Here is a 22,027-nt window from a genome sequence, read left to right on the forward strand (position 1 = left end):
CGGGAGCCGCCCCTAGATGTGGCGCAGGTCGGCGGCGGCGATCCCGATGCCGTTGTCTGCCACCGCCAAGGCGATGGCTTCGCCCTGCATGCCGGCCGGTTGCCCGGGAGCGCCAACTGAGACGATCCAAGGCAAGCTTGGCGGCTCCTTCACCGGTTGTCGCCTCAACCTTGAGAATGACCCGCCGCCAACGCCACGCCGTCCCGGAGACCGGTCTACTGCGCGGGCAAGGCGGGGTGCTGGCACCGAGCCTGGCCCGCCCGACCGTGGCGGTGGTCCCCTAGTGTCCGTGGCAATAGCAGCCCGGTGTCACTCGGGGATCCCCCTGCGGAGCGGTCGGCGGCGTCGCCGTCACAGGGGTGCCCGGAAAGCACCCCGAGCCCCCAACAGGTGGCAGGTATACCTCGTGCGCTTGTGAACTCCGACCACCCGAGGTTCAGGCAGGTCGTCTTGGACGCACGGACGTCCGAGAACTGGCGGAGTTCTACCGGGAGCTCTCGGGTACAGCTATCGCCCCGGTGACGAACCGCCCGACGTTGGCCACCTCGACACACACGGCTCCGACTGGCTCGTTCTACGAGACGGCTCTGGCCGACCGAGCATCGCCTTCCAGCAAGTGGACACCCTCCCCGCGGCCACGCGGCCACGTGGCCCCATGGCGAGGTTCCCCAGCAGCTGCACTTGGACCTCACCGTGACGACGATCGGGGCGCTAGAGAACCAGCACTCCTGGGCGACGGCGCTTGACGCCCGACTCTTGCTGGACCGCTCGGACGACGTGCAGGAGCCTCTCCGGGTGTATGCCGATCCGGCCGGCGGCCATCCGTTCTGCATCTTCGTAGCCCCCGCCTGACCCTGCCTGAGGCCTGCCCGTAGGACGATGATTCTGCGGACAGCCCACCGGGTGTTGCCAAGCCGTCAAGGCGTAAGGGCTGCCGGCTATCCGTTCCGAGTGTGGAGCCAGTCCGGTTGAGGCCAGACAGGGAAATCGGATGGCGACGGTAAGCGTGCGTTACATCGTCCGCGACGTCGACGCCGCCGTGGCCTTCTACTGCGAACACCTCGGTCCCAGCATGCTCCTGCGTCCTACCGTGGTAGGTCACACCGCGGTAGTATCGGAATATGAAGGTTGACAAGCTGAGCGTTTCATTCGAGCCAGAACTCGGTGACGCAGTACGAGCTGCTGCTCGACGGCAGGGCGCCGGCCTCTCGCGGTGGCTGGCGGACGCGGCAGCAGCCAAGCTCCGCAGCGAAGCTCTGGCTGAGTTCCTAGACGCTTGGGAAGCCGAGCACGGGTCGCTGACGGCCGACGAATTGGCCACTGCCGCAGCTGAGCTGGCGCTGCCGTCGCCTGCCACGACCGGGCCGGCGGCGTGAGCGCACTTGTGCTCGACGCCGGCGCGTTCGTGGCCGCGGATCGCGGAGATCGAGCGATGATGGCGCGCCTACGTGTAGCTCAGAACGCCGGACTGGAGCTACGCACCACTGGCGTCGTCGTCACCCAGGTGTGGCGCGACCCGGCCGGGCGACAGGCGAGTCTTGCCCACCTGCTCAAGTCCGTCGACATCAAGGCCGTCGACGACCAGCTGGGCCGACAGGCGGGCGTCCTGCTCGGTAAAGCCGGCATGACCGATGCTGCAGACGCGAGCGTGGTGGCCGTGTCCGCAACAGGAGATCGCGTCCTGACCAGCGACCCCGGTGACATCCGCCCGCTCGTCGTGGCCTCCGGCCGGTCGATACCCGTCATCCCGTGCTGAGCAGTGGTGCGCAGATCGATGAGCTCCCGGGCACCGTCGCCGTTATGCGAGCCCGAGGAACACGACAGGCGTTCCGACGCGGCTCGCTCGGCGCGTACTGCGAGCACTCGCCGCGCTGCCGGCCTCGTCTCGCTGCCCGCCTCGACCATTCAGTCACCCGGAGTGGTCGTGGCTGGTGTTGCTGTCCTGGCCGCCTGCGGGCACCTTCCGCTGGCCCCGCCACCCGAGGAGCGACGAGATGTACCCCTCGAGGTGCGCTACTCGCTCGATGGTCGGCTGGTTATGAGCCGTTCGGCGGGTTGTCCGGTGACATCGGCGATGAGCTCGAAGTCCTTGTCGTCGTGGAGGACGGTGAGCTGGGCCAGATCCGCGGTGGCCGCTATGAGCAGAGCGGGGATCGATGCCGTCCGGTGTTGGCCCCGTTCGCCAAGCGCTACCTGGACAGCCACGGCGCGGTCTTCGATGGCCGGGGTGAGGTACTCGACAGGCATGCGGGCCAACGGAGGAAGCTCGTAGGCGGTTCGGATGTCTTTGCCGGAGCGGGCTGAGAATCCCACTTCGAGGCGGGTGACCGTACAGATCCGGACCAGCCCGCGCTCGATCCTGGCAGCCCATGCTTCAGCGTCGGGGCTGCGGGCGAGACGGACCAGAGCGGACTTGTCGATAAGCCAGGCGGTCACGACCAAGCTTCGCGGATTAGGTCAGCGTCCTCGATGTCGGCGAAGGTCTCGGCGAAGACGACCAGGTCCTTCACCCCGACGCCGGCGAGGACGTCGCCTCGCTCGCGAGAAAGGGCTCGGCGGATGTACTCCGCGCGCGACAAGCCGACCCGTCGAGCCTTGGCATCTATCGCAGCCAAGACGTCCTCTGGTAGGTCCCGGAGCAACACGTCGGGCACAGGGCCTCCTCGATTCGACGGTGATACCCTACGATATCATCAGGGCGAAGAGGCCCGCCGCGGCAGGGAGGTGACCGTGCTCCGGCTCCTTTTTCCTGACAACCTTTCTCCGGCGACTCCTGTCTATCCATACATGACCACCCACCCGAGCGATCGATGAGCGCGGCGGAAGAGCAGTTCCGGCAGTTCGTCCGCAGCCGAGCCGCCCCGTTGCACCGCACCGCCTACCTGCTCTGCGGCGACTGGCACCTGGCCGACGACCTGGTCCAAGAGGCACTGGCCAAGACGTTCCGCCATTGGCGGCGCGTGCAGCTCGCCGACAGCCCCGACGCCTACGTGCGGCGCATCCTCATCAACGAGGCCAACCGCCACTTCAAGCGCAACCGCCACGCCGCGACCCCAGTCGATGTGCAGACCCGCAGTCACGACCCCGCCGATCCGTCCCAACCGGACGCGTCGGGGGGCTTGGCCCGCCGGGATCTGCTGCTCGCCGCCCTCCTGGCCCTCCCGGAACGGCAGAGAGCCACCGTCGTCCTCCGCCACCTGGAGGGCATGACCGAGGCCGAGACCGCCGCGATCCTCGGATGCAGCGAGGGGACGGTCAAGAGCCAGACCTTCCGCGCCCTTCACACCCTCAACGACCTGATCACCCGACAGGAGTCGACCCTATGATCACCCCCACCGAACACGACCTCGGCGAGGCCCTCGAAGACCTCGTCTCCTCCCAGCCGTTCCAGCCCGACACCTCCTCGATCGTCCGGCGCGGCACCGCTCTCCGGCGGCGGGCCTTCGCGGCCCGGGCCACCGCGGGGGTGGCCGTCGGCGCGGCTGCCGCGGTGGTGGCCGTCACCGCGACTGGCGCCGCTACCCACCGGGGGCCGAGCGGGACCATCGCCACCGCCACCGCCGGCGGCGGGACCATCGCCGCCGTCCCCGGGGGGAACCAGACCCTGACCCAGCTGGCCTCCTACATCACCGCCAACCCCGCCCAACAGCCGGGCGACGCCACCTTGGTGCAGCGGACCCAGTCCTATCCCGGCCGGGCTCCGATGCAAGGCTTCGACCTCTACACCGACAGCGGCAAGTACTTCTACTCCGAGACCGAGTCCGGCCTGCCCGCCGCCATCAAGTCCAACGCCAACCTGGACAGCGGGGTGTCCGCCCGGGAGGTCGCCGCCGCGGAGTACGCCGCCACCGGGGACCTCACGGTCGCCGCCCACCGTATGGCCTACGCCCCCTTCGCCGACGGCAAACCGCCGACCGAGAGCGCGACGCAGCGAGCCCTCGACGCACAGATGGTCGCTCAGAAGCTGGCCGCGGCAGGCAAGTCGGACCCCGGCCTCATCCAGAAGGTCAAGGATGGCACCGGCACCTTCGACACCGACAACTACATCTGGATGGACTCCGAAGACGCCCTTCAGGCCGGGTCGGGCAACCCTCAGGTCCGGGCCGGGATCCTCCGGCTGCTGTCCACGTTGCCGGGCATCACCGTCACCCACACCCAGGCCGCCGGTCAGGCAGCCCTCGCCATCAGCGCCAGCGGCCAACCAGACCTGCCCGCCAACTACCGCGAGACCATCACCATCGGGGCCGCCACCGGTATCCCGATCAGCTTCGTGGGCGCCACCAACGGCGCCGCCCCCAGCGTCACCGTCAGCTGCCACGTCTCGCGTGTGACGGTGGCGAACATCGAGGCCGGCCGCTTCTAAACCCCGAGCGTTCCGAGCGGCGCCGCCGCAGTGGTCCCGCAGGCCGAGCGCCTGCGGGACCGCTGCCGGTTCAGGCGTCGGTTCGGGCGTCGGTTCGGGCGTCGACGCGGCAGTGGCGTCGCGTCTACGACGCGGTCTGGAACACCGGCCAGCACACCTCTGTGCGGTGTTGCTCTTGGTCGTCGGTGTCGGCGAAGCCGACGAGGTAGTACTCGCGGATCGGCCCGTCGATGCCGATGGTCCGCTCGGCCACCACGGTGCCGAGGGCGCCGTAGGTGCGGTCGACCTCTTCGAGCGGACCGGCGTGCAAGGCGACCGCGAACTCTCCGCCGGGGACCCGCAACGACTCGACCCGCGAGGCCGGACCCTTGGACCTGACCGGGCGCGAGACCGGGACGAAGGCGGTCACCTCGGCCCGGTCGAGCTCGAAGAACTGGCCGGGATACAGCGCCCCTGCGGTACCGGCCGGTTCGGCTCCGTCCCCGGCGACTGTCTGGCGCAGCTCGTCGAAGGCGCCCATCCACCACGGGGCGAAGTCGGCGGTGTCCACGACCTCGCGGATGGCGACGACGTCGGCGTCGGGGATCGACCGCAACGTCACCGGCATCCGCCGGGGCGGCCCTTCGAGCAGGGCCTCCAGGCCGGCGACGGTGGCCTGGGTCCGGGCCAGCTCGGTCTGCATGTGCTCCAGGTGGACCACGATGGCCTTGTTGCGGCTGGGCACGTCGGGAGCGTCGAGGACCGCTTTCACCTGGTCGAGGGGCATGCCGAGGTCCCGGAAGCGGCGGATGACCTGCGCCACCGGGACCTGCTCGGGCTCGTAGTAGCGGTAGCCGGTGTAGGGGTCGGTCTCGACCGGCTCGAGGATCCCCAGGTCGTGGTAGTGGCGCAGGGCCTTGACGCTCAGATGCGTCATCCGGGAGAAGTCGCCGATGGACAGCCGCAGTCGCATGCCGCCAGTATCAGCTCTCCCCCCGCGGGAGAGTCAAGGGTCCCTTCGTCGCCTCCGTCGCCGAGGCGGTCCACCCGCAGGTGGCTGCCGAGCACGGTGACGCTTCGGCCGCCAGTGATCAACCGCAACCACCACCACCGGCCGTAGCGGCCGACGCCGTCGAGGCGGCACGGCGCGGCCCGCCCCGACCCGGGCACCACGGTCCCGGCCACTACGGTCCCGGCCACGACGGTCCCGGCCAGCGCGACCTGCCACCGGGCGTTTCGGACGCAGACCACCCCGCCCACCGACGCCTCCGCGGTCATGTCGGCGGACCCGGTGAGACGGCGGGCCGCCCAGAGCACCTGGCGCTCGTGCGCCGCTCGGGCCCGTCGTTGCAGACGCCGCCACTGCCGGGCGGTCAGACCGCCCACCGGCGCGCCGCTCACGGCCGGACCGTCCGATCCGGCAGGACCCGGGCCAGGCCGGCCACGCCGACCAGGAGGATCAGCATGGCGGCGGCGCTTCGCTCGAAGGCCACCCCGTAGCCGTGGGAGACCGAGTCGAAAAAGAGCATCCCGATGACCGCCACCCCGATCGAGTTGCCCACCTGCTGCATAGTGGACAGCGCCCCCGACACCGCCCCCGCGGTCGTCGGCGTGGCGTGTGAGAGCACCGTGGCCGTGAGCGGGGTGATGCACAGGCCCTGGCCGGCGCCGACGAGGAACAGCGCCGGCAAGAGCGCGGTCAGCGCCCCGCCGGTGCCGTAGTGGGCCGCGAACGCCCACAGCAGGCCGTTACCTCCGGCCGCGACGAGGGCGCCTGCGGTGATCACCCGCCGGCCGAAACGCTCCTCCCATCTCGGCGCCCGAAGCGACGTGGCCAGGTAGCCGGCGGCCAGGGCGGCGAACACCCCTCCCGACGCCAGCGGTGACAGGCGGCGGCCCTCCTGCAGGTACAACGCCAGCAGGAGGTACGACGCGGCCTGCTGACACCAGAACGCGGTTTGGGTGATCAGCCCGGCCCGCAACGCCGCCACCGCGAAGATCTCCGGGTCGAGCAGCGGGACGCGGCCTCGCCCGGCGTACCAGCGCTGGTGGGCGAAGAACACGCCGAAGAGCACCGGTGACGCCGCCAGGCACGCCCACGACCACGCCGGCCACCTCTGGTCGCGGCCGGTCACCAACGGCAGGACCACCGCTACCAGCGCCGCGCTGAGCAGCAGCGACCCGGCGACGTCGAGCGAGCGGCCCTCCCCCGACCGAGACTCGGGGACCCAGCGACGGCTGGTGGCCAGCGCCGCGAACCCGACCGGCACGTTGACCCAAAAGATCGCCCGCCAGCCGAGGCCGCTGGCTATCAGGCCGCCGCCGATCAGCTGGCCTGACACTGCAGCTGCGCCCATCACCATGCCGTAGATGCTGATGGCCCGCACCCGCCGGGCGCCGGTGTAGACCACACCGAGCACCGACAAGATGTTGGGCGCCATTAGCGCCGCGCCGAGGCCTTGGACCAGGCGGGCGGCGATCAGGGACGTGGCGTCGGGCGACACGGCGCACGCCGCGGAGGCGACCGCGAAGGCGGCCAAGCCGGCCGCGAACATCCGCCGCCGGCCGAGCAGATCGCCCAGCCTTCCGCCGAGCACCAGGCCCGCGGCGATGACCAGGGCGTAGCCGGCCACCACCCATTCGACATCGGCCGCGCCGGCGTGTAGCCCTCGCTGGATGGACGGCAACGCGACGTTGACCACGAAGAAGTCCAGGACGTACATGAACGTCCCGAACATCAAGACGACCAGCGCGGCCCACTCGCCGAGAAAGCGGCGTGGGGAGACGACAGGTCGAGCCGGATCGGACACCATGAGGTTGTTCATGGCGACAGGCTCGAGCCTCCCGCGACGGGAGAGTCAAGACCTCCGCTTTGGAGTACTCCCAACGGGTGCCGATGGCAGCAGGGGCCCGGCGAGGGTCGCGCCTGTCGGTGGACACCGGCGGGTGCTCGGTCCGATCTCTCGAACCCGTCGGGGAGCTCCAACCCGTTGCTGAGCGGGACATCGGCAGCGCCTCCCACCAGGGGCAGGCCACGCCGCGCCGGGCGCCACCGATAACATAAACCAACAGTTACCGGTGATACTGTCGTTTAATGTCATGGAGCGGAGGGCGGCGCGGTGAAGCGTGAGCACACCTACCTACCGGAGACCCTGGACGCGCTGGCCGCCCTCGGAGCGCAGATCGCCGCGGCACGGCGCGAGCTGGGCTGGACCGCCGCAGAGCTAGCCGAACGAGTCGGCGTCAGCGCCCCCCTGATAAGCCGAATCGAGAACGGGCGGCCGACCTCCCAGATAGGAACGGTGTTCGAGGCCGCGGTCCTCTGCGGCGTGGCGCTCTTCGGCGGCGACCGAGCCGAGCTCGCATCGGTGGCCCGCAGCGAACGGAACCGCCTGGCACTGCTGCCAGCCCGGGTGCATCACCGCCCGACCGTGATCGTCAATGACTTCTGAGCCCGACGCCTACGTGTGGGTTTGGCTTCCCGGCCAGCCCGAGCCGGTGGTGGCCGGCGGGCTGGCTCGCACGGACCGGTCCCTGGCCGGCGAGACCGTGCTGGCCTACACGTACGGCCGTTCCTATCTGCAAAGGCCCGATGCGCTGTCGCTGTTCAGCCCCGAGCTGCCGTTGCGAGACACCACGTTCGACCCAGCTGACCCCCTACCGAACCGGGACTGGAGGGGCTACTCGCCATCGGATGGCCGCCGACCCCTCCCCCTGGCGGGCTGCCTCAGGGACGCGGCACCCGACGCGTGGGGACGACGTGTGCTCAACGCCAGCGTCGCCGCGAACCCGGACTCCGACCTGGGCGAGTTGACGTATCTCCTCGAGTCCGGAAGCGACCGGATCGGTGCTATCGACTTCCAGCGGTCCCCCGCCGAATATGCGCCCCGCAGCGAGCCAGCCACGCTGGCCCAGCTGGCGCGCGCCGCCGAGCTCATAGAAGCCGGCGAACCGCTTCCCGACGACCTGTTAGCCGCCGCCGGGCACGCCACGTCGGTGGGAGGGGCCCGACCCAAAGCGCTGCTGTCGGACGGCGGCCGACACTGGATCGCCAAGTTCTCCTCCTCTACCGACGACCGCCCAGTCGTAAAAGCGGAAGCTGTCGGCATGCTGCTCGCCGCCAGGGTCGGCTTGGACGTGGCACCAGTCGCGGTCACCCAGTCAGCAGGACTCGACGTCCTGCTCGTCGAGCGCTTCGACCGGACAGCCGACGGCCGGCGCCTGATGGTCGTCTCCGCCCTGACAGTCCTCGGCTTGGACGAACTGTCGGCCCGCTACAGCTCGTACGCAGAATTGGCGTCAGCGATCCGGTTCGCCGGCTGGCCGGAGCCGGCCGCCCAGATGAGGGAACTGTTCACCAGGATGGTGCTGAACATCGCCGTGTCCAACACCGACGACCACCTGCGCAACCACGCCGCGTTCTGGGACGGAACCGAACTGTCCCTCACACCAGCCTTCGACGTCGCCCCCCAGCGACGGTCCACATCAGTGGCTACCCACGCCATCGGGCTGAGCGCTGATGGCGAGCGGAGCAGCCAGTTCCGTGTCGCACGGAAGGCAGCCCGCTCCTTCGGGATCACTGATGCAGACGCGGCCTCCATCATCGACAACGTCCAACACACCATCCACTCGTGCTGGAAAGAGGTCTGCGACGAAGCCCGGCTGTCCAAGTCCGAACGCACCCAGCTGTGGCGCCGTGAGATCCTCCCCGAGTACGCCTCGTGGGACCAGACCTGACAGTTCGCCAGGGCTCCGTATCGGCGGCCGAAGGACACCAACACCGATCGCCGTCCGGGCGCGGTGTCCCACCGCCATCGCCATCGCCGAAGCAGGATTGTCCAGCGGGACTCGCAGCGTCAGGTGGACGGGTCCAGCGCGGCTCGTACAACTTCGGGCAGCCGAGGATCCGCCAGGCGCAGGTTGGTGACCTCGTCGTGGGTCAGCCACGCCAGCGCGTCGTGCTCCGGCCGTCTCGATTGGTCGGTTCGTCCTGCCATCGGTCCAGGGCCCAGATGTTCGCCCCACCACCTTGTCACTCCTTCGTCTGCCCGCTGGATAATCGCCAAGCGAACATCGGTCACCGGGTTCGTGGCCGCCGGTCCCTCACGGCTGGTCCGGGAGGTCGACTACAGCCAGCGCTGACTCCAGGCCGGTGAAGTCGCTACCGTTCCGGGTCAACAGTGTCAGACCGTGGCGTGCTGCGGTCGCGGCGATCTGCAAGTCCATGCGGCGTGGCCGTGGGTTACGGCCACGCTGGCGCACGAGGCCGGCCAGCGCCCCGTAGTACTCAGCGGCACTCACGTCGAATGGCAGCACCTCGAACCGGTCCAATATCGCTTGCACCCGTCGCCGCCGGGCCATCTGGGTCAGCGGGTCGGGCGCGACGGCCACGCCGTACTGCAGCTCACCGATGGTCACTGCCGATACCGCAACCTCGTCCACCACCCGAGCGACCTGCGCGGCCGGGAAGTCGATGACCACCGAGGTGTCGAGCAGAGCACGGCGCGGTTCGCCGGAGGTCAATGCCTCTCCGGGTCGAACGGGTCGGAGGGCTCATCGGGACCGAAGGCCTCCTGGGCGGCAGCCAGATCGTCCCGCCATGCCTTCGGGTCCACCATCGGCTCCGCGGCGAACGCCTCAGTCAAGTCCGCGACAGCCACAAATCGACGCCTGCGCGTGTCCTGGCGATGAGGCACTACATCAGCCACCGGCCGACCGTTGACGGTCACCACGAAGGACTCGCCCTCGGCCACCCGGCGCATGACCGTCGCGTTGTCGTTGCGCAACTCCGACTGCCGTATCACCACGCTCATAGCAACAATATAGCGTTCTTGTAGCGCATCTGTCGATGAGCATCCTTAGCGGGATCGTCTTGTGCGACTGGGATTCTCTGCGCGACGTCTACGAGAGGGACCGAGGGAGGAGGGGCGTAATGCGCGACAGCTCACGAAGGACCTTCCGCGCCCCTCCCCCACGACCACCGATCGCCCCGCCACACCTCTCCAGCATCCCGAACGCCCGTTCTACGGGTGATCGGCGTGGCCGGAGCCAGCACCCCGGCGGATCTCGACAGCGACACAGCGACGGCTCGGGCTGCGAGCGGCTCGGCGATCGCTCTCACCCTGAGTGAGGGCAGCGGCCGTCTGCGGGCAGTCGCTGTCGTCCGCCGGTGGGCACATCCTGCTGGCCGCCCTCATCATTGGCAGGGTGAGCCATTTCCCTGGGTGCAGACCGTCTCTCGTCCAGTGTTTCGGCAGGCAGCACCCGCACCGGACGCGGACCCAGCCCCCTTCAATCTGGGGTGCGATGAGCCAGGCGACGCTGGCTTTGATCAGTTCGGCGTGCCGTCGACGGCGATGGCCAGCGCGTCGCAGAGGCGAGACATCGTGTCGGGTGTGACTTGGCCGACGCGGCGAACAAGACGGGTCCGGGCGAGAAGTTGAGCGTTGTCCAGGTTGGCGACCGATTCGACACGGATGCCATCGGCGGGACCGACGGGCACCTCGGTCGAGACCCCTCGCACCGTCGAGGTGACCGGAGCGACCAGCACCGCGTTGAGGTACCGGCCCACGGGAGTGCGGGTGAGCACGATGACGGGACGGGTCTTGTCCACCTCGGCGAGCCACGCCTCGCCCCTTCGTGGGATGGCGGTCACTCTTCGCTGTAGAGGGCGGCCCAGTCGGTGTCGTCGTCGAGCAGCCCCCCGCCGGCGAGCTCGGCTAGGGCGACCTCGTCGTCGGTGGGCGGCGTGGCCCTGTAGGCGCCGATGTCACGTCGAAGACGCTCGAGGCGGATGAGCCGGTCGAGGGCGACATCGACCACCGCCGAAGTGGACTCGGCGCCGACGAGGGCTCGGGCCTCCTCCGCCTTGCGCCGGTCAAGCGTGATTGTCGCCTTCTCTTTCGCCATACCATTGATACTGCCGAATGGTGGTAGACCCGTCATCGGCCGGCGAGAACCCAGCAGCCCCGTCGGTAGCGTGCTAGGAGTTACCTCAGCGGTCACCGGTGCAGGGAGGACTGTGGAGGACCCCGACGAGGAGCAGCGACGGGCCGTGGAGCGCCAGGGCAACATCGTGTTCTCGATCACCGTGGCCGTCGGAGTGCTCATCGCGGTGTTGCTCGTGGTGGTCTTGGTAGCCCTGTGAGGAGCATGGGGCTCCGCTCGAGCGGCCCACGCGGTGGTCCCGGCGCATGGGGGACCACCGCGCCGGGTGGGTTCAGACGCCGCTCGGAGCGGCCGGCAAAGGTCGAGGGGCGCGGCCCTCGGCGACGTCGGCGAACCGGGCGATGAGAAAGCCCCAACCGCCCTCGTCGTTGCCGACGCTGCCGTGCATCGACCCTGCGCCGGAGCCGTGCCGCTCCAGGTGACCGTGGACGAGGCGGACCTCGGTCCGTTCCTCCCCCGCCGCCTTGAAGGTCACCTCCACCTCGCTCGAGCGGGCCGGGTCGAGGTCGATGGTCGTGAAGTCAGGCTGGATGTGCCATGCGATCACCAGGCGCCGCGGCGGGTCGAACGCGATCACCGTCCCCCACTGGCATTCGGCACCAGTCGTGTCTATGTCGTAGGCCCGCCCTCCGACCTTTCCCTCCAGGTGGAGCTCGGTGATCTCGCGGTCCGGGCCGATGTGGTGCTCCGGCGGCCACCACTGCGCCCATCGCTCGACGAACGTGCGAAAGCAGGTGTCGACCGGGGCGTTCACGGTGACCGTTCGCACGATCGGCTCGATGGTCGTGGTTGATTCGCTCATCGTCTCTCCCTGGTCGTGGTGGTTGTCTTCGCTCGGTGTTCGGCTTCGGCGGTCGCCGCGAAGTTGGCCAGCGCGCCTTGCCACACCCGGTCGAGGTAGGCCCCCAGCACTTCGAGCCCCGCAGGGTCGATCGAGTAGATGCGCCGGGTCCCCACGGCCTTGTCCTTCACCAGGCCGGCCTCCCGGAGCACCTTGAGGTGCAAGGAGACCGCGGGGCGGCCAACCGGCAGGTCCTCGGCCAGCTCCGAGACCGCTCGGGGTCCCTCGACGAGCAGGTCGACGATCGCCCTTCGGGTCTGGTCTCCAAGGGCATCGAGCACCGCGGCCCGCCGTTCGTCAGTATTCACTGACGGTCAGCTAATACTAACCGTTTGGTGGTGTCAAGGTCTCGATGGCGCCTGTCTCGGTCCTGGCTGCTTCCTGGACGACCCGTGTTCCGGCGGCGATCTCGACGAACCTACCTTCGACTATGTCGGATACGTCGGTCGTTGGTCCACCGGTCGACCCGGGACCCTCAGCGAGCCGGTGCCCATCCACTACGCCGTTTTGCCATTCCGAGAAGCGGCTGGGGTCGGTCACGTAGTCGAACACCTCGGGCGCAGGGCGGTCCACTTCGACACTGACCGACGTCGCCATCAGCGACCGGGGTCTTCGGCAAAGACCCCGAACGCCTCCTCGACGGGTAGGTCCGCCACGATCGAAGAGCGGCCGGTGGTGGCCTCAAACGGCTGGCTCATTCCCCCTCCTTGCGCTGCTCCGCAGGGCCTGAACCCTGGTGAGCCACGACTAACCGTCAGTCTACGCCAACCATCGCTGGCGTCAACGGTGCGGCCCGACCGGCGGACATCCCGTGCAGGTGACCACCACCCGCTCCGGCTGGCGTCGGGGCGTTCTACTGTGAAAGGCCGACGCGATCCGCCGAGCCCGCGGAGGTTTCAATGACGTCTCTTCTCAATCGCACGAGCGCCGCGCTGCTGGTCATCGACGTGCAAAACGCGGTGGTGGCCGACGCCTATAACCGCGAGGGCGTCGTCGCCAACATCGCCGCCTTGGTGGACAAAGCCCGCGACGAGGGGGTGCCGGTGGTGTGGGTGCAGCACTCCGACGACCAGCTGCCCCGAGACAGCGACGGCTGGCAGTACGTACCGGAACTGGTCCGCCACGAGCCGGAGCCTCTGGTCCACAAGGGCTACGGCGACTCCTTCGAGGGCACCGACCTCGAGGGGTTGCTCGCCGAGCGGGGGGTCGGGCGGCTGGTGGTCACCGGAGCCCAGACCGACGCGTGCATCCGGTCCACCATCCACGGGGCTTTCGTTCGGGGTTACGACGTGACGTTGGTCGCCGACGCCCACACCACCGAGGACCTGAGCGGGTACGGTGCGCCGCCTCCCGACAAGGTGATCGCCCACACCAACTTGTACTGGAACGAGCAGCGGGCGCCGGGGCGGCGAGGGCGGAGCGTGGAGACGGCCGCGGTGAGCTTCGGCGCAGGCGAGTGACCGCTACCCGCTCCGGGCGAGCAGGAGGGCATCGCCGTGGGCAATGATTGGGCCCGCCCGCTGGTCCACTGGGAGATCGTGGCTGCCGACCCGGTGGCCCAGGCGGCGTTCTACCGGGCGCTGTTCCAGTGGGACATCGGCGACGGACCGGTGATGACCGTGGCGCCGGGCCTCGGCGGCCCCGATCCGGGTCCGGCTGGCCACATCCGCGCCGGTGACCGCCCGGGGGTGGTCCTCTACGTGCAGGTGCGCGACCTCACCGAATCCTTGGAGCGGGTCGCGGCGCTCGGCGGGCGGGCCGCGTCGGACCCCTTCGACGTCCCCGGCGGCCCGACGATCGCGTTCGCGGAGGACCCCGAGGGCAACCCGCTGGCCCTCGTCCAGCAGTAGCCCGGCCGCTCAAGCCTGCGGGGCGGCCTCAGGAGAGCTGCTGGTAGCGGGCCACCCGCGCCGACGCGGCGTCGACGAGGGACATGAACCGCCCGGTCCACTCGTCTTGACCCCACACCCGGTCGCAGGCGTCGGCGTCCTCGGGGCTGCGCCACACGTCGATCACCACCCAGTCGCCGTCCGCGCCCTTGGCGGTGGTCCGGCGCAGCAACCCTGGCTGCTGGTACGCGAACTCGGTCTGCACGGCCCGGTCGGCTTCGAGGAAGTCCGCCTCGTCGGTTCCTTCCGCCAAGCGGAAGGTCAGGATCTCGATCACCGTTTGGGGAGGCTAATGACTGCTAAAGCGCCGCCGCGGTCCGCAGGTCCCGGGCTGCGTAGCGGTGGTGCTCCCACTCCTCGTTGAGGATGACGTGCACGCAACGGAGGACCTGGATCTGCTGCTGGGGCGCCCACGGATGGGGTCGGGTCTCTCCGAGCGCTTCGTCGGTGACCGTGGCCAGGTAGTCCCGGACCGCCGCCTGGTGCTCAGCGCGGACCGCGAGCACCTCCTCGTACGACCCCGGTTCCCGAAAGATCGTCGTGTCACCGCCGTCGAGCTCGTACTCCGCGAACGGCACGCCGATCCAGTGGAACGGCCGCTCCTGGCCGAGGACCGCGCCGTGCAACCAGGCGTTGGTGGCCATCACCAGGTGTCGTTGGGTCTGAGCGAAGCTCCACTCCCCGCCGACGGAGACGTCGTGGAGACCCGCGGCGCTCGGCTGGATCTCGGCCCACGCCCTCTCCACCGCGGCCCACGCGGCGCGCAGGCCGTCTGCAGTAGCCGCGGTCTTCAGCTCGCGGCCGGGGAAGCGGCGGTTGAGCTCGGCCTCCACGAGCGGGACGACGTCGACGCCGTTGACCCACACCGAGCCGTCGTGGAGGTGCGGGTCGTCGATCTCCATCCCCGTGACGTCCGATCCGCGGATGACCGCGCCGCGAAGCGAGCAGCGGGCGAAGCGGGCGGCGGAGAGATCCTGATCGACGAACTCCACGCCTGCGATGGTGCCAGAGACACATACCTCCTTCCAGGAAGCGGCGGGGAGCGGGATACTGGGCTGGTGAGCGCGCCCCGGCAGGCCAACGACGCGGGACGGGATGTCCCCCGACGCGCCGGCGGGGCGCAAGCTGGTGGTCCACTGCCGAAGCGGGCGTCGCTCCCCTCCTACCGGGGTCAGCCGCCGGCGGGGGCGTGAGCGTGGCCGACTTCGACGACGCGGCCCGGGCGGCCATGACACTGCCGGAGGTCACCGAGGGGCTCCGCTACGGCCGGCGGACGTGGTTCGCCGCCGGCAAGCCGTTCGCCTGGGAGCGCCCGTTCACCAAGGCCGACCTGAAGCGGTTCGGGACCGCGACGCCGCCCGAAGGCCCGATCCTGGCGCTGTCCACCGCCGACCTGGTGGAGAAGGAAGCGATCCTCGCCACCGCGTCGCCGGCGTGGTTCACGATCCCGCACTTCGACGGGCACCCGGCGGTGCTCGTCAAGCTGGCAGAGGTCGACGTCGCCGAGCTGGAAGAGGCGGTGATCGACGCGTGGGCCGCGTGCGCGCCCGCGGCTCTCGCCGAGCAGCACCGAGCCGTCCTTTCGGAGTCGCCCGGTCGGTCAGCGAACGGCGGGGAGTCGGGTTTGCGATGAGCTCCGGGCTTTCGCCGATCGAGGTTCGGGCTGCGCGGCCACAACTGAGCCAGCCGCCGTCTGCGCCCATGGCGGCGATCCGCCGCAGCAAACCTGGCCGCTGGTAGGCGAACTGAGTCTGGACGGCCCGGTCGGCTTCGCTCAATCCCGCTCCTCGACCCCCGCCGTCGAGCGGAAGGTCAGGATCTCGGTCACCGCTGCACCCCGACGCTCACGCGTCGTCGCCCACCGGTGCCCCGACCCGGTCGATCAGCGCAGCTGTGAGCTGCCGGCGCCCATTGATGCCCAGTTTGCGAAACACCTTCCGCAGGTGGAAGTCGACCGTGTGGGGACTCAAGAACAGCTGAGCGGCGATCTCCCGGTTGGTCCGCCCCTCGCTCGCCAGCCGGCCCACGACGGCCTCTTGCGCGGTGAGCCCCGCCACGAGACGGTCCCTTCCCCGCGGCAGCGCGGCGCCGCTGGCGAGCAACTCGCGCCGCGCCCTTTGCGCCAGGAGCGGACTGCCCATGGCATCGAAGGTGTCGTTGGCGACCGCCAGTTGCTGTTGGGCGTCGTTTCGCCGACGGACCCGGCGCAGCCATTCCCCGTAAGCGAGCTGTGTGCGGGCCAGCTCGAGCTTCATTCGGGTCCGATGCAGCCGCTCGACCGCCTCCCGGTAGAACGCCTCGGCGGCTTCATCGTCGCTTGTCAGCGCCTGCGAGCGGGCCTCCATCCCAAGAGCGCAGTCGGTGCCGGAGAGCCGGGTCCGCTCCCGGAGCCGGAGCATCGTGTCTGCTGCGATTTCGCTGGCACCGGTTCGAGCGGCGGCCTCGACCATCTCGGCTAGAGCGAACCCGTCGCCGGCGTAGGGATGGCGCTCGCAGTGCGACAGGCCGACGGCCAGGGCGTCTTCGTGGAGGCCGAGGCAGTTGTAGGCCCGCATGGCAGAGACCTCTGCGGTGGTACGCAACCTGTCGTCGCCGGCGTCGACCGCGTCGCGCAGAACGACAGCGACCCGTTTGGCGGCCGAGTCGTCCTCCGATTGATAGAGCGCAAGCCACTGCCTGCCCCGTCCGAGGGCGGTGATGGCTCCTGCGCTGCCGGCCGCGTCGGCGATCAGCGACGCCTCCTCCATCGTCGATATGGCGCGGCCGAGGTCCCCCGCGTGGAACTGACAGTCCGACAAGAACCCCAGCGCGACGGGGAGGGTGGCGAGGGCGCCGGTTTCTCGGGCCAGGCTCACCCACCGGGAGGCCAGCAGGTACATGCTCTCGTCGTCCCAGTCGGCGTAGGCGACTTGGTACGCGAGCGCTATGGCGTCGGGATCGCTGGCGGCGGGCAGCTCGTCGACAAAAGCTCGCTTGGCTCGCTGCAACAGGTCGACGCCGCGGGGGAAGCCGTCGATCATGAAATGTATGCACCCGGTGATGAGCAGCTCGGTCGGGCTCGGCTCGTGGGAGGGGGCCCTGACGGGCATCGCCTCGACCACCCCCCTCGCGGTCGCGCGTCCGGCCCCCAATGCCATCCAGAGCGCGTCGAGGTAGGTCGCCCGGGCCAGGGCGGGGAACAGTCGCTCGAGGCGGCTGGTCGCGTCGATCAGCAGCAGCGCGGCGTGGGTGGTCCTCTGCTGGAACAACGCGACTTGGGCCTGGACCCGTTCGGCGCGAGCGCGCTGCAGCTCGTTGACAGGCCCTGAGAGGGCCAGAGCGATGAGCTGCAACGCTGACTCCGGCGCGCCGGCGTTGTACTTGGCCTGGGCCGCCGCGATCGCCCGTTCGACCCGGCGGTCCTGGTCCGGCGTGAGCTCCGCCGACCGTTCCAGGAACGCCGCCTCGGCGGCCACGCCGCCGCGGGTCTTGGCCCGCTGCGCTGAGCTCTCGAGCTCCGCAGCGACCGCCTCGTCGGGGCCGACGGCCGCCTCGCCGCGGTGCCAGGCCCGCCGGTCGGGGTCGATGGCGGGATCTATCGCCTCGGCCAGGGCGGCGTGGGCTTCGCGTAGCCGGGTCGGGGTCGCCGCGTTGTAGATCGCGGAGCGCACCAGAGGGTGGCGGAAGCGCACCTTTCCGTTGAGGTCGATCAGGCCTTCGTCCTCGGCGGGGCCGGCGGCGCTCTCGGGAAGGTCGAGCAGGGACGCAGCCCGGGCCAGCACCGCGGCGTCGCCGACCGACTCGGTCGCGGCGAGGAGCAGGAGCCGGCGGGTCTCTGGCGGCAGATGCTCGGCTCGGTCGAGGAAATAGGCCTCCAGTCGACGGGGCAGCGACGTCGAGGTGACAGCGAAGCCGCCGGCCAGGTCCGCCGGTCGCCTCGCTCTCGGCAGCTCGAGGAGGGCGAGCGGGTTGCCTTCGGCCTCGGCGACTATGCGGGCTGCCACCGTGTCGTCGAGGCGCCCGGCTACCGCCGACGCGAGCAACGCTCGGGCGTCGACGTCGGAGAGACCCTCCAGGTCGAGCGTCGGGAGCGAGGCGAGGTCGTCCCGGCCGGCGGGCTCCCTCACCCCGAACACTATGGCCACCCGATCGGCGTCGAGGCGGCGGGCCGCGAAGGTGATCGCCCGGGCCGAGGCGTAGTCGAGCCACTGGGCGTCGTCGACCAGGCAGAGGAGCGGCCGCCGCTCCCCAGCGTCTGCGAGCAACCCCAAGGTGGCGAGCCCGACGAGGAGGGCGTCGGGCGGCGGGCCCTGCGCTAGGCCGAATACCGTCTCGAGCGCCTCACGTTGCGGCCCGGGCAGACGGCCCAGCCCGTCGACTAGCGGCCCGCACAGCTGATGAAGCCCGGCGTAGGCGAGCTCCATCTCCGACTCGATCCCCGTCGCCCGAGCGACGCGGAAACCGGTGGCTACACCGGCGGCGAGGTCGAGAAGCGCCGACTTGCCTATACCGGCAGGACCCCGCACGACGAGCACCCCGCTGGTGCCTAATCGTGCCTCGTCGAGCATCTCTGTCAGCCTCGAGCGCTCCCTGCCTCTGCCGAACAGCATCGTTCGATCTGCGGGCAGCGGAGCGAGGCCCACTCCCCCACTTTACAGCCGATCGGCAAGAGCCTGACCGGACCGCAATGCCCGGCCACGGCGGGGGCGGAGGGCGGGGGTCGGGGGCGGACTACGCGCCGACCACCCGCGCCACGGGAAGAGGCCCGGCGGGCGTCCGACACAAAGTGGCGCCTGACGGGTCGAACTGATCCCGCCCCCCACCCCCCTTAGGAGAGAAACATGCCTCAACCCACGATCATCCTGGTGCACGGCGCCTTCGCTGACGCGTCCGGATGGCGAGATGTTGCCGACGGCCTCCGCCACAGCGGCTACAGCGTCTACGCGCCGGCCAACCCCCTTCGCGGCCTGCACAGCGACGCCGACTACATCAAGTCGTTCGCGGCGACGATCGACGGTCCCGTCGTCCTTGTCGGCCACTCCTACGGCGGCTGCGTGATCACCAACGCCAGCCCCGACCTCCCCAACGCTCAGGCGCTGGTCTACATCGCCGCTTACGCGCCCGACGAGGGCGAGACGCTCGCCGATGCCGGCAACCTCGGCGGTGGCACCACCCACCTAACAGAGCATCTCGTCGCCCGGCCCTACCCCGGCTCCCCCGAAGGCGACGCCGACGGTTACATCGACCCCGCCTACTTCCACGAGCTGTTCTGCGCCGACGTCGACCCGGAGCTGGCGGCGTTCATGGCCCAAGCCCAGCGCGGTGTGGTCCTCTCAGGCTTGGTCACGCCTTCGGGCGTACCGGGCTGGCGCAGCGTCCCGAGCTGGTGCCAAGTGTCGACCAACGACGCCGCCATCCCGCCCGAGGCCGAGCGGGCCATGGGCGAGCGCGCCGGGGCGCGCATCAGCGAGGTCGCGGCTTCGCACGCGGCGATGATCAGCCAGCCGAAGGCCACCCTCGAGGTCATCCTCGCGGCGGCCCGCCAGTCCTGACCCCGGACCCGCAGAGCACCTCGAACGTCGAGAAAGGATCCCCACCGATGAAGCCGTTCAACGGTCCCATCCCCCGCCTCCCCCGCCTCCTACGGACCAAGGTGGCGACCCTCGGGGCGCTCGGAGCCGTCGCCGCGTCCGCGTTCGCCGGTTCGGCGGCGGCTGACGCCTCCCCCCGGCAGTCGGCGCCGGCAGTCCCCAAGCCGAGCGTCGTGTTGGTCCACGGCGCGTGGGGGGACAGCGCCAACTGGAACGGAGTGATCCGGCGCCTGCAACACGACGGTTACACCGTCTACGCGCCCCCGAACCCGCTGCAGGGCATCCCCGACGACTCCGCTTACCTACGGGACTTCCTCGACACCATCTCCGGGCCGATCGTCCTGGTCGGCCACTCCTACGGCGGAGCGGTCATCACCAACGCCGCGACCGGCGACGCGCAGGTCAAGGCGCTGGTGTACGTCGACGGGTTCGAGCCGGCGGCCAACGAGACCATCGGGCAGCTGGTCACGGCCCAGCCGGGGACCTGCGTCGTGCCCGCCAACCTGTCCTTGGTGCCCTACCCGGGGGCGCCGACCGGCGCCGCCGACGCTTATGTGAAGCAGAGCGTCTTTGGGAGCTGCATGGCCAACGGGCTGAACCCGACCGTCACCGGTGAGCTCGCGGCCACGCAGCATCCCCTCACCACGCTGGCCCTCGGCCAGGAGTCGGGGACGCCGGCGTGGCTGACCGTCCCGTCATGGGCGGTGATCGGCACCGCCGACCATGCCATCCCGCCCGCGGAGCTCGAGTACATGGCGAAACGGGCCCACTCCCGCGTCACCGTCATCCCGCACGCGCCGCACCTGTCGATGGTGTCCAATCCCGGCGCGGTCACAGAGACCATCCTCGACGCGGCCCACGCCGCCAGCTGACACAGCAGATCGACTGATAACGCAGCCGATGTCAGGCAGCTGCTCACCTTCGGCCCGGACGTGGCGGGCGTCCCTGTGCCCCGTTCACCCTCCAGGAGTGTCACCGTCGCCTCATCGAGGGCGACAGCGAGCCCTTGCCTCACGACCTGGGCCGTCGCATCCACCCGGGTCCAGCAGATTCCCGAGCGCCTCGCATCAGCAGGTGCCCTAGCCAGCTGGGCCATCCCTGCAGCAGTCTCCCCAACAGGCTGTTGGGGAAGCCGGTGGGAGGCAACTGGGGTCTCCCCGCCACCGGCCAACTGCCATTGGACCGCAGGCGGCCATTTCGTCACCCTATGTGGCGCTCGCCGCTGAGGCTCGGCACCCGCACCCGTCGATTTGCTCGGCGTGCGACGAAGGCTCGGGGCGGGCGTGGCTGTGATCGATCGTTCGGGTGCCAGGGGATGGCCCGGTCGGTCCCGTGCGCTTCTGTTGCAAGTTGCTACAGTAGGGAGTGACGGAGGGAGTGACTGTGGCTTCGACATCGCCGGCACGCATCGACGACGATCTGTACGCCTCGGCAAAGCTGGTCGGTGAGGCGTTGAGCCGCAGCGCATCCCAGCAGGTCGGCCACTGGGCCCGCATCGGCCGCGAGCTCGAGGCGTCAGCGACGACCTCCCAGCGTGACATCGCGGCGGTCCTCGCCGGCGTCCGGCACTACGACACGTTGAGCGCCCAGGAGCAGGCGATCGTGCGGGCCGAGTGGTCCGAACGCATGGATGAGCGGCGTGCCGCCCTGGATCTGGCCGCCACCTTCGCCGCCTCAGGCGCCAGCTACTCCGAACTCGACGACGACGGAAACGTCGTGCAACGCCCGCCGTCCGCCCCGGGCGACTGATGGCCGACCCGGTCCTGCACCTCCTCGCCGGGCCGAACGGATCCGGCAAGAGCACGCTGTATGAGAGGGTCGTCGGGCCGATCACCCATCTGCGGTTCGTGAACGCCGACCAGCTCGCCGCCGAACGTTGGCCCGACGACGCCGAGGCGCACGCCTACGAGGCGTCACAGCTGGCGGCGGACGCGCGTGAGGAGCTGCTCGCCCGTCGTGTGAGCTTCGTCACCGAGACGGTCTTCTCGCATCCCTCGAAGCTGTCGCTGGTCGGCGACGCCAGAGCTGCCGGCTACATCGTCGTCATCCACGTCGTCGTGGTCCCCCTCGAGTTGACCGTCGCCCGCGTCGCCGACCGTGTGGCCAGGGGCGGCCACAGCGTGCCGGAGGTGAAAGTGCGGGAGCGCTACGCCAGGCTCTGGCCGCTCGTCGCCTCCGCGGTCAGCCAAGCCGACCGGGCGACGGTCTACGACAACAGCCGCGCCGCCGTCCCGTTCCGGGTCGTCGCCGAGTTCTTCAACGGCACATCCCTGGCCGAGCCTGCTTGGCCGACGTGGGTGCCGGCCGAGCTGCGAGCACTCACATGAGGGGATATGGCCCCCTCCCCACCCTCGTTTCCGCTGATCTTTCGCCGAGCATGCGTGGACCGGGGCTGCGACACTGGGACCATGGGGCCAGTCCGAGGTACGTCTCATGA

General features: G+C 70.0%; 32 protein-coding genes and 1 pseudogene. 16 read left to right on the forward strand and 17 right to left on the reverse strand.

Annotation, left to right across the window (positions count from 1 at the left end; all coding sequences use genetic code 11):
- Positions 1 to 12: 12 nt before the first annotated feature.
- On the reverse strand, positions 13 to 153 hold the full coding sequence (locus K6U06_RS22585; protein WP_262324243.1) for a hypothetical protein: 141 nt from the start codon (positions 151 to 153) through the stop codon (positions 13 to 15).
- A gap of 528 nt (positions 154 to 681) precedes the next feature.
- On the opposite strand from K6U06_RS22585, the gene K6U06_RS24865 reads away from it, so the two are divergent.
- From K6U06_RS24865 to K6U06_RS22600, 4 genes and pseudogenes are all read left to right on the forward strand, one after another.
- On the forward strand, positions 682 to 852 hold the full coding sequence (locus K6U06_RS24865) for a hypothetical protein (protein ID WP_410051127.1): 171 nt from the start codon (positions 682 to 684) through the stop codon (positions 850 to 852).
- Positions 853 to 991: 139 nt separating this feature from the next.
- A pseudogene (locus tag K6U06_RS24870) lies at positions 992 to 1,087 on the forward strand (VOC family protein); the annotation flags it as partial.
- Positions 1,088 to 1,121: 34 nt separating this feature from the next.
- Positions 1,122 to 1,376, forward strand: a complete 255-nt coding sequence (locus K6U06_RS22595) for a hypothetical protein (protein WP_262324244.1) — start codon at positions 1,122 to 1,124, stop codon at positions 1,374 to 1,376.
- An 8-nt stretch (positions 1,377 to 1,384) separates the two neighbouring features.
- A complete protein-coding gene (locus K6U06_RS22600; RefSeq protein ID WP_262324245.1) occupies positions 1,385 to 1,756 on the forward strand; it encodes a hypothetical protein in 372 nt (123 codons plus the stop codon).
- A 257-nt stretch (positions 1,757 to 2,013) separates the two neighbouring features.
- Here K6U06_RS22600 and K6U06_RS22605 read toward each other — a convergent pair whose 3' ends face one another.
- Positions 2,014 to 2,442, reverse strand: coding sequence for a PIN domain nuclease (locus K6U06_RS22605; RefSeq protein WP_410051128.1), 429 nt, complete (start codon positions 2,440 to 2,442; stop codon positions 2,014 to 2,016).
- Complete coding sequence (locus K6U06_RS24555) at positions 2,433 to 2,654, reverse strand: CopG family transcriptional regulator (protein WP_316044748.1); 222 nt, start codon at positions 2,652 to 2,654, stop codon at positions 2,433 to 2,435. Before K6U06_RS24555 ends, K6U06_RS22605 begins: the two co-directional genes overlap by 10 nt.
- 156 nt (positions 2,655 to 2,810) lie before the next feature.
- Here K6U06_RS24555 and K6U06_RS22615 point away from each other — a divergent pair, with 156 nt between their 5' ends.
- Together K6U06_RS22615 and K6U06_RS22620 are read left to right on the forward strand one after the other, a co-directional pair.
- The gene (locus K6U06_RS22615) at positions 2,811 to 3,326 is read left to right on the forward strand and encodes a SigE family RNA polymerase sigma factor (protein ID WP_262324247.1); all 516 of its coding nucleotides are present in this window, start codon (positions 2,811 to 2,813) and stop codon (positions 3,324 to 3,326) included.
- Positions 3,323 to 4,363, forward strand: coding sequence for a hypothetical protein (locus K6U06_RS22620; RefSeq protein WP_262324248.1), 1,041 nt, complete (start codon positions 3,323 to 3,325; stop codon positions 4,361 to 4,363). The genes K6U06_RS22615 and K6U06_RS22620 overlap by 4 nt, the downstream gene beginning before the upstream one ends.
- Before the next feature lie 124 nt (positions 4,364 to 4,487).
- On the opposite strand, the gene K6U06_RS22625 is transcribed toward K6U06_RS22620, so the two are convergent.
- The 3 genes from K6U06_RS22625 to K6U06_RS22635 are packed head-to-tail and all read right to left on the reverse strand — an operon-like array spanning position 4,488 to position 7,167.
- Positions 4,488 to 5,315 carry a MerR family transcriptional regulator gene (locus K6U06_RS22625; RefSeq protein WP_262324249.1) on the reverse strand — a complete coding sequence of 276 codons (828 nt, stop codon included), beginning with the start codon at positions 5,313 to 5,315 and terminating at the stop codon, positions 4,488 to 4,490.
- Positions 5,276 to 5,743: a hypothetical protein gene (locus K6U06_RS22630; protein ID WP_262324250.1), complete on the reverse strand. Its 468-nt coding sequence runs from the start codon at positions 5,741 to 5,743 to the stop codon at positions 5,276 to 5,278. The genes K6U06_RS22625 and K6U06_RS22630 overlap by 40 nt, the downstream gene beginning before the upstream one ends.
- Positions 5,740 to 7,167, reverse strand: a complete 1,428-nt coding sequence (locus K6U06_RS22635) for an MFS transporter (RefSeq protein WP_262324251.1) — start codon at positions 7,165 to 7,167, stop codon at positions 5,740 to 5,742. The genes K6U06_RS22630 and K6U06_RS22635 overlap by 4 nt, the downstream gene beginning before the upstream one ends.
- A gap of 294 nt (positions 7,168 to 7,461) precedes the next feature.
- Here K6U06_RS22635 and K6U06_RS22640 point away from each other — a divergent pair, with 294 nt between their 5' ends.
- The gene (locus tag K6U06_RS22640; RefSeq protein WP_262324252.1) at positions 7,462 to 7,794 is read left to right on the forward strand and encodes a helix-turn-helix domain-containing protein; all 333 of its coding nucleotides are present in this window, start codon (positions 7,462 to 7,464) and stop codon (positions 7,792 to 7,794) included.
- The gene (locus K6U06_RS22645; protein WP_262324253.1) at positions 7,784 to 9,079 is read left to right on the forward strand and encodes a type II toxin-antitoxin system HipA family toxin; all 1,296 of its coding nucleotides are present in this window, start codon (positions 7,784 to 7,786) and stop codon (positions 9,077 to 9,079) included. Before K6U06_RS22640 ends, K6U06_RS22645 begins: the two co-directional genes overlap by 11 nt.
- Positions 9,080 to 9,198: 119 nt before the next feature.
- Here the strand turns inward: K6U06_RS22645 and K6U06_RS22650 are convergent, their stop codons facing one another.
- The 5 genes from K6U06_RS22650 to K6U06_RS22670 all read right to left on the reverse strand — a co-directional run bounded on the left by K6U06_RS22650 (position 9,199) and on the right by K6U06_RS22670 (position 11,251).
- Complete coding sequence (locus tag K6U06_RS22650; protein WP_262324254.1) at positions 9,199 to 9,339, reverse strand: hypothetical protein; 141 nt, start codon at positions 9,337 to 9,339, stop codon at positions 9,199 to 9,201.
- Positions 9,340 to 9,445: 106 nt separating this feature from the next.
- Entirely contained in the window at positions 9,446 to 9,865 is a 420-nt protein-coding gene (locus K6U06_RS22655) for a type II toxin-antitoxin system VapC family toxin (protein WP_262324255.1), read from the reverse strand.
- On the reverse strand, positions 9,862 to 10,155 hold the full coding sequence (locus K6U06_RS22660; protein ID WP_262324256.1) for a type II toxin-antitoxin system Phd/YefM family antitoxin: 294 nt from the start codon (positions 10,153 to 10,155) through the stop codon (positions 9,862 to 9,864). The genes K6U06_RS22655 and K6U06_RS22660 overlap by 4 nt, the downstream gene beginning before the upstream one ends.
- A 518-nt stretch (positions 10,156 to 10,673) precedes the next feature.
- Positions 10,674 to 10,997, reverse strand: a complete 324-nt coding sequence (locus tag K6U06_RS22665) for a type II toxin-antitoxin system PemK/MazF family toxin (RefSeq protein WP_262324257.1) — start codon at positions 10,995 to 10,997, stop codon at positions 10,674 to 10,676.
- On the reverse strand, positions 10,994 to 11,251 hold the full coding sequence (locus K6U06_RS22670) for a hypothetical protein (protein WP_262324258.1): 258 nt from the start codon (positions 11,249 to 11,251) through the stop codon (positions 10,994 to 10,996). The genes K6U06_RS22665 and K6U06_RS22670 overlap by 4 nt, the downstream gene beginning before the upstream one ends.
- A gap of 112 nt (positions 11,252 to 11,363) precedes the next feature.
- Here K6U06_RS22670 and K6U06_RS22675 point away from each other — a divergent pair, with 112 nt between their 5' ends.
- Positions 11,364 to 11,489, forward strand: a complete 126-nt coding sequence (locus K6U06_RS22675; RefSeq protein WP_262324259.1) for a hypothetical protein — start codon at positions 11,364 to 11,366, stop codon at positions 11,487 to 11,489.
- 72 nt (positions 11,490 to 11,561) lie between these two features.
- On the opposite strand, the gene K6U06_RS22680 is transcribed toward K6U06_RS22675, so the two are convergent.
- Genes K6U06_RS22680 through K6U06_RS22690 form a run of 3 tightly spaced genes read right to left on the reverse strand, consistent with a single transcriptional unit; the run spans position 11,562 to position 12,728 of the window.
- Complete coding sequence (locus K6U06_RS22680) at positions 11,562 to 12,092, reverse strand: SRPBCC family protein (RefSeq protein ID WP_262324260.1); 531 nt, start codon at positions 12,090 to 12,092, stop codon at positions 11,562 to 11,564.
- Positions 12,089 to 12,439, reverse strand: a complete 351-nt coding sequence (locus tag K6U06_RS22685) for an ArsR/SmtB family transcription factor (protein ID WP_262324261.1) — start codon at positions 12,437 to 12,439, stop codon at positions 12,089 to 12,091. Before K6U06_RS22685 ends, K6U06_RS22680 begins: the two co-directional genes overlap by 4 nt.
- A 16-nt stretch (positions 12,440 to 12,455) precedes the next feature.
- Positions 12,456 to 12,728, reverse strand: coding sequence for an SRPBCC family protein (locus K6U06_RS22690; RefSeq protein ID WP_262324262.1), 273 nt, complete (start codon positions 12,726 to 12,728; stop codon positions 12,456 to 12,458).
- 302 nt (positions 12,729 to 13,030) lie between these two features.
- On the opposite strand from K6U06_RS22690, the gene K6U06_RS22695 reads away from it, so the two are divergent.
- Together K6U06_RS22695 and K6U06_RS22700 are read left to right on the forward strand one after the other, a co-directional pair.
- A complete protein-coding gene (locus K6U06_RS22695) occupies positions 13,031 to 13,591 on the forward strand; it encodes a cysteine hydrolase family protein (RefSeq protein WP_262324263.1) in 561 nt (186 codons plus the stop codon).
- Positions 13,592 to 13,627: 36 nt separating this feature from the next.
- Positions 13,628 to 13,981 carry a VOC family protein gene (locus tag K6U06_RS22700; protein ID WP_262324264.1) on the forward strand — a complete coding sequence of 118 codons (354 nt, stop codon included), beginning with the start codon at positions 13,628 to 13,630 and terminating at the stop codon, positions 13,979 to 13,981.
- A gap of 28 nt (positions 13,982 to 14,009) precedes the next feature.
- Here the strand turns inward: K6U06_RS22700 and K6U06_RS22705 are convergent, their stop codons facing one another.
- Together K6U06_RS22705 and K6U06_RS22710 are read right to left on the reverse strand one after the other, a co-directional pair.
- The gene (locus K6U06_RS22705; RefSeq protein WP_262324265.1) at positions 14,010 to 14,297 is read right to left on the reverse strand and encodes a hypothetical protein; all 288 of its coding nucleotides are present in this window, start codon (positions 14,295 to 14,297) and stop codon (positions 14,010 to 14,012) included.
- 22 nt (positions 14,298 to 14,319) lie between these two features.
- On the reverse strand, positions 14,320 to 15,012 hold the full coding sequence (locus K6U06_RS22710) for a DinB family protein (protein ID WP_262324266.1): 693 nt from the start codon (positions 15,010 to 15,012) through the stop codon (positions 14,320 to 14,322).
- Positions 15,013 to 15,209: 197 nt separating this feature from the next.
- On the opposite strand from K6U06_RS22710, the gene K6U06_RS22715 reads away from it, so the two are divergent.
- The gene (locus K6U06_RS22715; protein WP_262324267.1) at positions 15,210 to 15,653 is read left to right on the forward strand and encodes a hypothetical protein; all 444 of its coding nucleotides are present in this window, start codon (positions 15,210 to 15,212) and stop codon (positions 15,651 to 15,653) included.
- A 211-nt stretch (positions 15,654 to 15,864) separates the two neighbouring features.
- Here K6U06_RS22715 and K6U06_RS22720 read toward each other — a convergent pair whose 3' ends face one another.
- Entirely contained in the window at positions 15,865 to 18,609 is a 2,745-nt protein-coding gene (locus tag K6U06_RS22720) for a helix-turn-helix transcriptional regulator (protein WP_262324268.1), read from the reverse strand.
- A 231-nt stretch (positions 18,610 to 18,840) separates the two neighbouring features.
- Between K6U06_RS22720 and K6U06_RS22725 the strand changes: the two genes are divergently transcribed.
- The 4 genes from K6U06_RS22725 to K6U06_RS22740 all read left to right on the forward strand — a co-directional run bounded on the left by K6U06_RS22725 (position 18,841) and on the right by K6U06_RS22740 (position 21,917).
- Positions 18,841 to 19,551, forward strand: coding sequence for an alpha/beta fold hydrolase (locus K6U06_RS22725; protein WP_262324269.1), 711 nt, complete (start codon positions 18,841 to 18,843; stop codon positions 19,549 to 19,551).
- Positions 19,552 to 19,598: 47 nt separating this feature from the next.
- Positions 19,599 to 20,462: an alpha/beta fold hydrolase gene (locus K6U06_RS22730; RefSeq protein ID WP_262324270.1), complete on the forward strand. Its 864-nt coding sequence runs from the start codon at positions 19,599 to 19,601 to the stop codon at positions 20,460 to 20,462.
- Between the two features lie 511 nt (positions 20,463 to 20,973).
- Positions 20,974 to 21,339 (forward strand): ParD-like family protein, encoded by a 366-nt coding sequence (locus K6U06_RS22735; RefSeq protein ID WP_262324271.1) that lies wholly within the window; start codon positions 20,974 to 20,976, stop codon positions 21,337 to 21,339.
- The gene (locus K6U06_RS22740) at positions 21,339 to 21,917 is read left to right on the forward strand and encodes a zeta toxin family protein (protein ID WP_262324272.1); all 579 of its coding nucleotides are present in this window, start codon (positions 21,339 to 21,341) and stop codon (positions 21,915 to 21,917) included. The genes K6U06_RS22735 and K6U06_RS22740 overlap by 1 nt, the downstream gene beginning before the upstream one ends.
- Positions 21,918 to 22,027: the final 110 nt, after the last annotated feature.

Origin of the sequence: Acidiferrimicrobium sp. IK (assembly GCF_025499425.1) — a bacterium.
GTDB lineage: Bacteria > Actinomycetota > Acidimicrobiia > Acidimicrobiales > Palsa-688 > Acidiferrimicrobium.